Raw genomic sequence first — 10,981 nt, forward strand, 5'->3', positions numbered from 1 at the left:
GGCGGTTCCCTTCACGGGAGACGTTCCCGGATCGAGGTCAGAATGTCAGTCACGGCGGCCTCTCGGGGCCGGGCACCGAGATTTCCTTTCCCGTGAACGCGTACGCTGATCGAGTTGGCTTCAACGTCACGCTTTCCGAGCACGAGCATGGTATGAACCTTCATCTGCTCGGCCCGGAGAATCTTCCCGTTTACCTTGTCCGCGGAAAGGTCGAGTTCCGTCCGGACGCCGTGCCGGCGGAGCTCCTGGTAAATGGATTTAGCATAACCCACGACCGCATCTTCCGTAGTGATGGGCAGGATTCGGACCTGTTCGGGATTAAGCCAGAGCGGAAAATTACCCGCGTAATGTTCGATCAGGAACCCGATAAAGCGCTCATGCGTCCCGAGTGGCGCCCGGTGGATGCAGAGGGGAGTTTTCTCGACGTTCTCACGGTCTTTATAGACGAGCCCGAAGCGCGGCGGAACGGCGAAATCGACCTGGTTTGTGGCGATGGTGAACTCGCGTCCGATTGCACTCCAGATCTGCACGTCGATTTTCGGCCCGTAGAAGGCGGCTTCATTCGGGACCTCGATGTGATCTATGTCTGAGCTTCGCAACACCCGGCGAACCATGTCCTCCGTCTGCAGCCACAGCGCCGGCTCATTGACGAATTTCTCCCCGAGACGCCTTGGGTCGTGCGTCGAGAAGCGCATCAGGTACCTTTCGATCCCGAAAATCTTGAAGTACTTAACGTACATCTCGTTGACGGCCATGAACTCCTGCTCGAACTGCTCGGGCGTACAGTAGATGTGCGCGTCGTTCATCTGCATGCAGCGAACGCGCATCAGGCCAAATAGTTCGCCGCTCTGCTCATAGCGGTAGCAGGTCCCGTATTCGGCCAGGCGTAACGGCAGGTCCCGATAGCTCCTCGGCACCGCGGCATAGAGCTTGTGGTGGTGAGGGCAGTTCATCGCCTTCAGGTAATAGCGATGTTCCGCCGCATCGGGATCGTCGCGGGTTTCCGTGAGCTCCATCGGCGGAAACATCGAGTCTTGGTAGTAGGGCAGATGGCCGCTCCTGCGATACATGCTCTCCCTCGCGATGTGCGGCGTTCTGACGCGCTGATACCCCGCCTCAAACTCAGTGTCTTTCGCGAGTTTCTCAAGCTCCTCGATGATCGCGGTGCCGCGCGGCAGCCACAGGGGTAAACCGGGCCCGACGTCGTCCGGATCGAACGTGAAGAGTTCAAGTTCGTGCCCGAGTTTGCGGTGGTCCCGCGTTTTCGCCTCTTCAAGCATCGTGAAGTAGGCATCCAGGTCGCGCCGCGTTTTGAAGGCCGTGCCGTAAACCCGCTGCAGTTGCGGATTCCGCTCGTCGCCCTTGTAATAGGCGCTCGCCAGGCCGGTGAGCTTGAATGCCCCGATATTTCCGGTGCGCGCAACGTGCGGCCCAGCGCAGAGATCGGTGAAATCACCGTTACGATACAGGGAGATTTCCTCGTCTGCCGGGATCCCGTGGATGATGTCCAGTTTGAATTTGCTCGGAACCGAGCGGGCCGCCAAAGAAGCCAGGCTTCCCTCCTCGGCCAACCGGACGGCTTCATCGCGGCTGACGACGATACGTTCGAAAGGGTGGTTCGCCTTGATCTCCTTCTTCATCTCCTCTTCGATGCGAGGGAAATCCTCCGGCGTGATGCGGTGATCCAGCTCGAGATCGTAGTAAAACCCGTTTTCCACGGGCGGCCCGGCAGCGAATTGGGCCTCCGGCCAAAGGCGCAAGATCGCAGTCGCAAGCACGTGCGCGCAGGAGTGGCGAGTGCGGTACAGTTCGTTTGCCGGGTCGTTCCGCGTGGTCGTCTTTTGTTCAAGTGTTTCTTCAGCCATGTACTCCGGTAGACAAGAATCGCGTAAGCATAGCACAACGCATGCGCGGCGAGGGCGCGATTTCACGCCCGCGGAGGAGGGGGTGCCGCCGTAAAAAAGTTGTTCGGTCCATTTGCAACTTACGCCTAAGCAAGTAGGCGTATCGTTGTTTGAAAGGACCGCCGGCATCTTCTTGAAACTTGAATCGCTTCAGTCACGACATTTTTCCCGTATCCTCCTGATTAAACCGTCGGCGCTCGGCGACGTGGTCCATACCGTCCCGCTGCTGCCGAAATTGCGGACCCGTTACCCGGACGCACGGATTGACTGGTTCATCACGCCGGAAAACGCTGAGCTGGTGCGGCATCACCCGGCGCTCTCGGGCGTGGTCCTTTTCGATCGGAAAAAGCTCGCGCGTTTCGGCCGGGGCTGGGACGCGACCCTGGAGTCGTTCCGGCTGCTTGCCGGGTTGCGCCGTGCCCGCTACGAGCTGGTCATCGATCTTCACGGGCAGATGCGCTCGGCCCTTTTCACCCTTGCCACCGGCGCACCCGTGCGCATCGGGTTCGACCGGCCGGTCAGCCGGGAGCCCACCGAGTCGGAGCATCACGAGCTTCGTAACGTCCCCCAGCGGGGATGGGCCGGGGCGCGAGAGGGGTCGTGGGTGGCGTACTCGCATCGCATCCCGATCGAGACGCTCGACGTTCACGCCATCGAACGCTACCTGTGGCTCGGGCCGATGCTCGGCCTGGATGACGCGCCGCCGGACGAGCGCATTTATCTGTCCCCGGCAGCTGAGGCGGACGCGGAGCGTTTGCTTGGCGGTTTGGTCCGGCAACGCTTTGCCGCCCTGGCGCCGGGTACGATGTGGGAAACGAAGCATTGGCTGCCGGAACGCTTCGCGGAGGTCGGCCAGTGGTTTGAAGGGCAGGGCGTCGCGGTAGTCGTGCTAGGAACCAACCAGGACCGCGAGCGGGCGAAGGTTATCGTCGAGCGTTGCCCCGGCGCAGTCGACCTCTGCGGGCGGACGACCCCGGGCCAGCTTGCAGCCATCGTGAAGCGAGCCGCCGCCTGCGTGACGAACGACTCCGGCGCCATGCACCTGGCCGTGGCACTCGAAACGCCGGTCGTCGGTGTTTTCGGCCCGACCAATCCCGTCCACATCGGTCCTTACGGCCAACCGGAAGCGGTGGTGCGCGCCGGCCTGCCGTGCTCACCGTGCAATTTCCGCAACCTGTCGCAGTGCCCGTTTGGTCACGCGTGCATGCACCAAGTCAGCGGGGCCATGGTCATCGAGCGACTCGAGTCGGCGCTACGGGAGAAAATGCCACCGGGTGTCGAGTGCCGGGCGTCGAGCGTCGCGTGCCGGTCACACGGCGGCCACAGCGATCGGGCGGGCACGACGTAAGAGTTCACACGGCGACCACGGCGGGCCACGGCGACCACGGCGGGAAGAAGGGGGGAAAGCGTTCGGAGTTCGGGGTTCGGCGTTCGGGGCGGAAGAGAATGCCACAAATGCCACAAGCGGAAAAATGCCACAAATGAAGAGGCGCCGGGCGGCATGGCTTCCCGCCGTGGTCGCCATGCCCGCCGCACAGCCTAGTGCTTCCAAAAGGTCATCAGGATGTTGATAAGAATGCCGATGAGAGTGGCGAAAAAGAACCACATCATTTGGAATTTAAAGGCATGGAGCTCTTTATGTATTTCCGTCCGAAACCCGGCGAGCTCTTGATGTATTTCCGCCCGAAACCCGGCGATCTCTTTCTGGAATTCTCCCCGAAGCTCCGCGAACATCCGATCGAGCCGGTCAATGCTCGGTCGTTCCTCGATTGCCGTGCTCATTACTTTGACGATATGCTTGGCGTGCTCAGATTCAATACCTGCACCCTCGAGCTCCTCGACTGCGCGTTGAGTGTCCACTCTCTGCTTCCTTTCTATCATCCTCGCTCGGACGCGAGCCCCGCTTGGCGGGCGGCGTGAAGGCAGCGCGACTTTTCCTACCACAACTGCCGGTCAAGGGTGCGGTACTGGACCGCTTCGGCCAGGTGGTCAGGTCCGATCCGGTCGGCGCCGGCCAGGTCGGCGATGGTGCGCGCCACTTTGAGGATGCGGTCGTAGGCGCGCGCGCTCAGGTTGAGCGCGCTCACCGCCCGGCGCAGCAGTTCGGTGGCGTCGGGTTCCAGGGCGCAATGTTTTCGCAACAGTCGCGGGCCCATGCGGGCATTGGCTGAAACCTGGGGTTCGCCGGCAAAGCGTTGTTGCTGGCGCAACCGGGCGCGGGTAACCCGTTCGCGGATGTCCGAGGAGCCTTCGCCATCCTCGACGGTGGTCAGGTCTTTGAGTTCCATGGCCGGTACGTCGACGTGCAGGTCGATACGGTCCAGCAGCGGCCCGGAAAGCCGGCTCCGGTATTTAAGCACCTGGGCCGGGTTGCACCGGCACTCGCGCCGGGTATCGCCGTAATGGCCGCAAGGGCAGGGATTCATGGCCGCCACCAGCATGAACTCCGCCGGGAAAGTCATGGTGCCGGCTGCGCGCGAAATGGTGACCCGGCCATCCTCAAGGGGTTGGCGCAACACCTCGAGGGTCGAACGGCGAAATTCGGGCAGTTCATCCAAAAAGAGCACGCCGTGGTGCGCCAGGCTGACTTCTCCGGGCGAGGGGTGGGCGGTGCCGCCCAGCAATCCGGCGTCGGATATGGTGTGATGGGGGCTACGGAAAGGCCGTTCCCAGACGAAGGGGCGTTTGCGGTCCAACAATCCGCAGACGCTGTGAATCCGGGTTGTCTCGATGGCCTCGGCCAGGGTGAGCGGCGGGAGGATTGAGGGAATGCGCTTGGCGATCATCGATTTGCCCGAACCCGGAGGGCCGATCATCAAAAGGTTGTGTTCGCCGGCCGCCGCCACTTCGATGGCCCGTTTGACGTGGGGTTGGCCTTTCACTTCGCAAAAATCGACTTCGCACCGGGACGCCGGGCGCTCACGCATGGCGACGGCGGGGGTGAGTTCCCGCTCGGCCCGCAGGTAGAGTACCACCTCGGTGAGCGTGGCGGCGCCAATGACGTCAATGCCGTCGACCATGGCTGCTTCGTCCGCGTTTTGAACCGGCAACACCAGAGTGCGCCGGCCGCGCCGGCGCGCCTCGAGGGCGATGGCCAGTGCGCCTTTGACGGGGCGGAGTTGCCCTGAGAGGGCCAGTTCACCGGCAAACAAGAACGATCCCAGGTCAGGCAACCGGCTCTTCTCGTTGAGAACCAGCAGGCCAAGGGCGATCGGCAGGTCGAAGCTGGGTCCTTCTTTGCGCAGGTCCGCCGGCGCCAGATTGATCGTGATGCGGCCTTCGGGCCCGCGCAAGCCGCTGTTGTGAATGGCGCTGAGCACACGATCCCTGCTTTCTTTAACCGCCGTGTCCGGCAGGCCGACCACGGCGATCCTGAAATCGTTGCCCCAACTGGCGTGGACCTCGGTTTCGACCTCGAAAGCATCGACGCCCACCACGGCCGCGGAATAAACTTTGGAAGGCATAAAATAGTATAACAAGAATCTGTTATGTTATAATATCGTCGCGGCGCAAGGAAATTTGCAAGCCGGCGCGCCCAGAGGGCCGTGCGACGCCGGCATCGAAAAAGGGCTATCCCCGGGATGAGGCGCTCCCAGAGGTGGAAGGACGAGCGGCAGAGCGAAGCTGGAAATTCCGCGTCGACGGGACCGGCCGGCGCCGGGCGTCGGCCACCCATTCGGTCTCCGGCACGGGCACCGACACAATGCAGATGCGGATGATAGGGGTCGAGGCGCTCTCAAAAGGGCTCCAGGCAGGGGCCGGATCAGGGGTGGAGGACCTCGGGGGCTTGCTCTCCGGCGCCGCCCGATTTACCGGCGTGGGCACCTTCCTGGGCCTGCTCTTCACGCCGAACACGACGGGCGAAAGGCCCCGGCCGGAAAAGGCGCTCAATGATCCGACGTGGTTTCCGGCGGAGGTCACCGATGGCGAGTTGGACCAGTTTGCGGCCGATGCGCAAGCCTCGGGCCGCGAGGCGGCCCGACAAGCGCTGGTCAATTCCTGGTTAAGCCGCACGGGGGATGACCTGGTCAACTGGGGTATCCGGACCGGCAAGACCTTTCCGCAAGAGGTGCCGGCCGGCGAGATCGTGGCCTTCTACGGCCGCAAAAAGGCTGAAACAGAGGCCAAGAAAAAGGCCGAAAAGCAGGCGGGGGACGACAACGACGGCGGCAAAGTTGTCGGGACCGAACATCCCCATTGCGGTGAGTGGGGTAAGTACGGCGAGCTCGTGAAGAAAAACGAGCGGGCCAAGCGAGCCAACCCCGACGTTTTCCCGCAGGAGGCCCACCACCTGCCCTCCTTCGCGGCCATGAGGCTTGAGGCTGAACGGGACTTTAACGGGGACAAAGATCTGAATCCCCGTCAAGAACGGGAACTCAAGAACGACCTACTCGCGCTAGACCTGCCAACTCCCGTTCACCGGAACACGGATACATGTGGCGGGAAGCAGCATTCAGTCGGACCCGATGGCAAGACCACGGTGCAACGCGACTCGGAGGACCCGCGCAAAGCATGGGAAAAGGATAAAGAGGATGTCGAGCGATTAAAATTTCCTCGGGGCCAGGAAAAATGCCGTGCGACCACGCACGCCAGCCTCAAGGAGATGGACGGTGAATCAACAAAAGAAAAGATCGATGGGATCAAGAAGGACGTCGCCGAAAAGTACAAAGACGTTCAAGCCACGCCAAAAGGTAATGGAAGCTGACGAGCATATGGTGCACGCACAAGAAATCATGGACTTGATCGGTCGCTCCGGGCTGGACCCGCGCGTGGCCGGCCTCTTGGAGCGACTCGGCTTTAAACAGCCGCTGATCGGGTCGGACCGCAGCGACCCGCAGCTGGATGTCGATGAGGAACTCGGCAGGACCTTCGTCATTCTGGATGACACGGTTGGCACGGATTTTTTGTTTAAGTTTGCGGAGGCGCTGCCCGGCACGTCAGGCCAGCCATTCATGGAGGGCGAGCCCGTATTGATTTCGGTCTTTTTCTACTCGAAGGCCGAAAGCGCCCTGAAGGGCCTGCCGTTTGGGTTGTCGTTTAAGGACGATTGGGACCGCTGCAGGGCCAAGGTCGCTCAGCCGCCCGCCATCATCGACGACCAGATAGTCTGCGACATCTGGACCGATCACCCGGTCTATCGACTCAGCCTCGACTACAGCCGCGATACGGCGAGGCTGATACAAATACCACGCCCAATGCCGGGCGCACGGCCGCTAGTGGGATGACGCGGTCCCATTGATGGGATGGAGGATTGCCGAGCGGGCGCAGAGAGCTCAGCGGCAACGCCGCCGGCCGGAATCAACGGGCCGGGATTCGTATTCTAACCTGCTCATGCTCAACAACTTATACAGCTCACCCGTTTGGGTGAGAATGACTTGCGAGCCTCGCCGTGGATTTGGCATGGGCCAAGCAATAACCGCAGCCCATCAAGCCTTCGGTTATGAAATCCATTGCGTTCTCCAAGTGCAGCCCGCGATTCCTCGCTTTCTCGGTCGAGGCGGCCTCGAGCCTGTCCATGATCCATCACTGGCAGCGAAGCGCGGCCATCGTTCATTTAGCCTTGTCCCGAACTGTGGCAGGTGCCGGCTGCTGCAGGGAGTTCGGTCACACGGCGGGCACGGTGGAAGCGAATCACACCGCGCCACGGCGGAACACGGCGACCACGGCGGAAAGATAGAACCGTCCGCAGAAGGACGCAGAAGGACGCAGAAAGGAGGAAAGCATCCACAGATTACGCAGATTACACAGATTAAGGGCACACGGCGGGCACAACGTAAGAGTTCACACGGCGACCACGGCGAACACGGCGGGAAGAAGGGGAAAGCCAGGCCGGCGCTTCTTCATTTGTGGCATTCTCTGCCGCTCCGAACCCCGAGCCCCGAACTCCGAACTCTTTCCCCCTCTTCCCGCCGTGTTCGCCGTGGCTCGCCGTGTTCGCCGTGTGAACTCTTACGTTGTGCCCGCCATACCCGCTGTGCCCGCCGTGTGACGGTGTGAGGGCGCTAAACGCTTTATGATCGTCGGGATCCGTGTACGCTGTGCTTGATTTCTGCAGACCTTGCAGAACCCAAGCGCCCGATGAGCAGCTCCAGGCAACCGGACCTTAAGACTCAACCGCAAAACAGTTCTTCCGACGCCGGCCAACCTGCGTTCCCCTCGGTTCCCGAGGTGCGACTCGAGATCGCGGCGGCGCAACTGCCCGTGTACGATCGTTCTCAGGCGTATTCAGGCACGGAATCGTTTCGTAGGCTCGAGCGTGCGTCCCTGATGTGGGTTTCGAATCAGTCGGATGATTTGCTCTGCCTGCCCTATTGCACGATCGATCACCTCGAGTATCAGCTTCGGACGGCTTTGCGAGTCACGGGCGCTCTGCGTGGGCGGGCGCTGTTATCCGACGAGGTTGGCCTTGGCAAGACGATTGAAGCCGGGCTCGTGCTGAAAGAGTACCTCACGCGCGGCATGGTGCGCCGGTTTCTCGTGCTCACGGTCCCGTCCTTGGTAGATCAGTGGGCCGAAGAGTTGGAGAGCAAGTTTTCCCTCTCGTCAGTCACGACGAATCAGCCGCAATTCCGGAACGATCCGGAAAGATTTTGGAAGGAGGAGAATGCGATCATCGGCTCCATTCATACCTTCAAACAGGATACGCACCTGGCTTTCGCGGTGCACCGGCCGTGGGACATGGTGATCGTGGATGAGGCGCATCACTTGCGCAATCGCACATCGAAAGCCTGGGAAGCCGTGAATGCGCTTCAGCGCCAGTTTCTTCTCCTGCTCACCGCCACCCCGGTTCAGAATTCGATCGAGGAACTCTATAATCTGGTCACGCTGCTGAGGCCCGGGCATTTGCCTTCCCCGCAGGAATTCCGCCGCCGGTTCGTCAATCGGGACCGGCCGTATGAACCGCGTGAACCCGAACAACTCCGCCAGCTGCTCGGGCAGGTGATGATCCGCAATACCCGGGCGAATGCCGGTATCCGGCTGCCGGCGCGGCGGGCTGAAACCGTGGTTTACGAGCCGGGCTCCGGCGAGCGTGGTTTTTGGGATGAATGGGAGCGCGAACTGCGTGCCGCCCTTCAAGGTATGAACCTGGCAAAAGCCAGTTTGTGGGGCCGGCTGCTTCTGCAGGCGGCGGGCAGCAGCCCGGCGGCATGGTTGGATGCACTCGAAAAATTCCCTAAACCGGATTTGGTGAAACGGTGGAGAACGAAGGCGCTGCTGAAGCAGAGCTGGGAACGAAAGAGCGCCGCCCTACCCGCCTTAAGCCGGACCGAGGGCGGCGTGGTGATTTTCACCCAGTTCCTCGCCACCCAGGATGCGTTGGCAGGAGCATTGGCGACGGCCGGAGTGAAGACGTGGCTGCTGAACGGCCAGACTCCGGCAGCCCAACGGCAGGGCCTCGTCGATTCGTTTCATGAGCAGGGCGGCGCGCTGCTGCTGACCAGGAGTGGAACCGAGGGCCGCAACCTCCAGTTCTGCCACCGGTTGGTGAACTTCGATCTTCCCTGGAACCCGATGGAGATCGAACAGCGAATCGGACGCCTTCACCGGATCGGCCAGGAACGGGTAGTTGAGATCTATAATCTGGTGCAGGCCGGCACCCTGCAGGCGCACCTGCTTGAGATTCTGGAAGGAAAGCTGAACTTGTTTGATTTGGTGGTCGGCGAGACGGGGCTCATCCTGGGTGAACGTTTCACGAGCGAAGATTTCGAGGAAGAAATCTTCCGGCGCTGGCAAAACGCTGCAGACGACGACGTTGCCGGGGCGCTCAAGACGCTGGGGGATGAACTGAGCCGCGCCCGCTCCGGTTTCGAAGAGATCAAGCGCCTCGATGAAACCCTGTTTGCGCACGATTACGAAAGCACTTAATCGTCCGGCTCCGAGATGAAGTTTTCAAAGATCCCCGCGCGCGCCGAGTACCTGATCGATTTCTTTGAAGAAGGCCTCTCGTCACTGGGTGCGATCTGCGAGCGTTCCTGGCACGATCGCCTGGAGGTCCTGGCGGAAGGTGAGACTGCACGGCTTTGGCGAAACGAAGGCGACTTCTTTTCGGGTGAACTGCATTTTTGCAACGGCGGTTTGCCGGAGACGGGGAATCCGGAAACGGAGGTTTTTCCCGGCAGCCCACTAACTTTTAAGCTGGTCGAAGCGATTTGGACCCATAACGCGGTCCATTCCCGGGCCTGCCTCTCAACGGGAGGGATCCTGAGGCCGCCGGCGCAGGACGTGGCGCAAAAGCTTTGGCAGGCGCAGTTCGGTCCCTGCGCAGCCTGGCGATTAACCACCCCGTTCCGGCCGGCCTGGAGTTTCTCGTTGGTCATTGCGCTGCGCTGCGAAATTCAGGCGATCGACCAGAGCTGGAGTTGTCATCGCCTGGCGTTTACTCTGCCCGGCGGCGAACGTGATGCCTCCCTGGAGTCAACGCTCGAGCAAATGAGCCCTACGGAAACCGCGCCTGAAGGGCCGGACTGGCCGGCGGAGGATGGGTTTACCGTATCCGACTGGATCGGACGGGCGCTCGTCAACGAGCTGGCACCGGAGCTCTCCAAAATCAAGGAACGGCAGCAGAACTTTTTACGGCGGGAGCTGAGCCGCATCGATACGTACTTCGACAACTATTCTCGTGAGCTGCATAGCCGCATGGCGCGCCAGCGCAAAGAGGACGCCATTAAACGTTATGCCGAGCGCCTCGAGGCTACACGCGTCGAACACAACCGGCGGCGAGCCGACCAGATCGAGCGTCACACGATCCATCTTCTGCCCCACGTTGACGCTGTGTTGACGGTGGCGGAACCTGCACTGGTCGCAACGGTCAGCTGCCGGGCCGGCCGCGCGGAACGAAGTACCCGGGCAACTTTTATCCCGCGAGCGCGCCGCTGGCATTTGGCAGAGAATGCCACAAATGAAGAAGTGGCGGCTAACGGGTAACGGGTAACGGGTTCGGAGTTCGGGGTTCGGAGTTCGGAGCGGCAGCATGGAGGTGGTTGCGAGTGTCAACCTTGGAGTTGCCGCCAGGTCCTCTTGATCTGTGTCAATCTGTGTAATCTGTGGATGGATCCTCTTTTCTGCGTTCTCTGCGT

General features: G+C 61.3%; 9 protein-coding genes. 6 read left to right on the top strand and 3 right to left on the bottom strand.

Annotation, left to right across the window (positions count from 1 at the left end):
* Window positions 1-11: 11 nt before the first annotated feature.
* Window positions 12-1,865 (bottom strand): threonine--tRNA ligase, encoded by a 1,854-nt coding sequence (locus JO015_19785; protein ID MBW0001342.1) that lies wholly within the window; start codon window positions 1,863-1,865, stop codon window positions 12-14.
* 145 nt (window positions 1,866-2,010) lie between these two features.
* On the opposite strand from JO015_19785, the gene JO015_19790 reads away from it, so the two are divergent.
* On the top strand, window positions 2,011-3,252 hold the full coding sequence (locus tag JO015_19790) for a glycosyltransferase family 9 protein (protein MBW0001343.1): 1,242 nt from the start codon (window positions 2,011-2,013) through the stop codon (window positions 3,250-3,252).
* A gap of 191 nt (window positions 3,253-3,443) precedes the next feature.
* Here JO015_19790 and JO015_19795 read toward each other — a convergent pair whose 3' ends face one another.
* Together JO015_19795 and JO015_19800 are read right to left on the bottom strand one after the other, a co-directional pair.
* Window positions 3,444-3,764, bottom strand: coding sequence for a hypothetical protein (locus tag JO015_19795; protein ID MBW0001344.1), 321 nt, complete (start codon window positions 3,762-3,764; stop codon window positions 3,444-3,446).
* Window positions 3,765-3,841: 77 nt separating this feature from the next.
* Window positions 3,842-5,368, bottom strand: a complete 1,527-nt coding sequence (locus JO015_19800) for a YifB family Mg chelatase-like AAA ATPase (protein ID MBW0001345.1) — start codon at window positions 5,366-5,368, stop codon at window positions 3,842-3,844.
* 134 nt (window positions 5,369-5,502) lie between these two features.
* Here JO015_19800 and JO015_19805 point away from each other — a divergent pair, with 134 nt between their 5' ends.
* From JO015_19805 to JO015_19825, 5 genes are all read left to right on the top strand, one after another.
* Window positions 5,503-6,609 (top strand): hypothetical protein, encoded by a 1,107-nt coding sequence (locus tag JO015_19805; protein ID MBW0001346.1) that lies wholly within the window; start codon window positions 5,503-5,505, stop codon window positions 6,607-6,609.
* The gene (locus JO015_19810) at window positions 6,599-7,129 is read left to right on the top strand and encodes a hypothetical protein (protein ID MBW0001347.1); all 531 of its coding nucleotides are present in this window, start codon (window positions 6,599-6,601) and stop codon (window positions 7,127-7,129) included. Before JO015_19805 ends, JO015_19810 begins: the two co-directional genes overlap by 11 nt.
* Window positions 7,130-7,344: 215 nt before the next feature.
* Window positions 7,345-7,581, top strand: coding sequence for a hypothetical protein (locus JO015_19815; GenBank protein MBW0001348.1), 237 nt, complete (start codon window positions 7,345-7,347; stop codon window positions 7,579-7,581).
* A gap of 401 nt (window positions 7,582-7,982) precedes the next feature.
* A complete protein-coding gene (locus JO015_19820; GenBank protein MBW0001349.1) occupies window positions 7,983-9,770 on the top strand; it encodes a DEAD/DEAH box helicase in 1,788 nt (595 codons plus the stop codon).
* Between the two features lie 15 nt (window positions 9,771-9,785).
* Window positions 9,786-10,829 carry a hypothetical protein gene (locus tag JO015_19825; protein MBW0001350.1) on the top strand — a complete coding sequence of 348 codons (1,044 nt, stop codon included), beginning with the start codon at window positions 9,786-9,788 and terminating at the stop codon, window positions 10,827-10,829.
* The last annotated feature ends 152 nt before the right edge of the window (window positions 10,830-10,981 follow it).

The organism is Verrucomicrobiota bacterium (genome assembly GCA_019247695.1).
GTDB lineage: Bacteria > Verrucomicrobiota > Verrucomicrobiia > Chthoniobacterales > JAFAMB01 > JAFBAP01.

Excerpts from the sequence above, each read along its gene's own strand:
- JO015_19820 (MBW0001349.1), top strand. The coding sequence starts at position 7,983 with ATGAGCAGCTCCAGGCAACCGGACCTTAAGACTCAACCGCAAAACAGT.
- JO015_19810 (MBW0001347.1), top strand. The coding sequence starts at position 6,599 with ATGGAAGCTGACGAGCATATGGTGCACGCACAAGAAATCATGGACTTG.
- JO015_19785 (MBW0001342.1), bottom strand. The coding sequence starts at position 1,865 with ATGGCTGAAGAAACACTTGAACAAAAGACGACCACGCGGAACGACCCG.
- JO015_19800 (MBW0001345.1), bottom strand. The coding sequence starts at position 5,368 with ATGCCTTCCAAAGTTTATTCCGCGGCCGTGGTGGGCGTCGATGCTTTC.
- JO015_19825 (MBW0001350.1), top strand. The coding sequence starts at position 9,786 with ATGAAGTTTTCAAAGATCCCCGCGCGCGCCGAGTACCTGATCGATTTC.
- JO015_19815 (MBW0001348.1), top strand. The coding sequence starts at position 7,345 with ATGAAATCCATTGCGTTCTCCAAGTGCAGCCCGCGATTCCTCGCTTTC.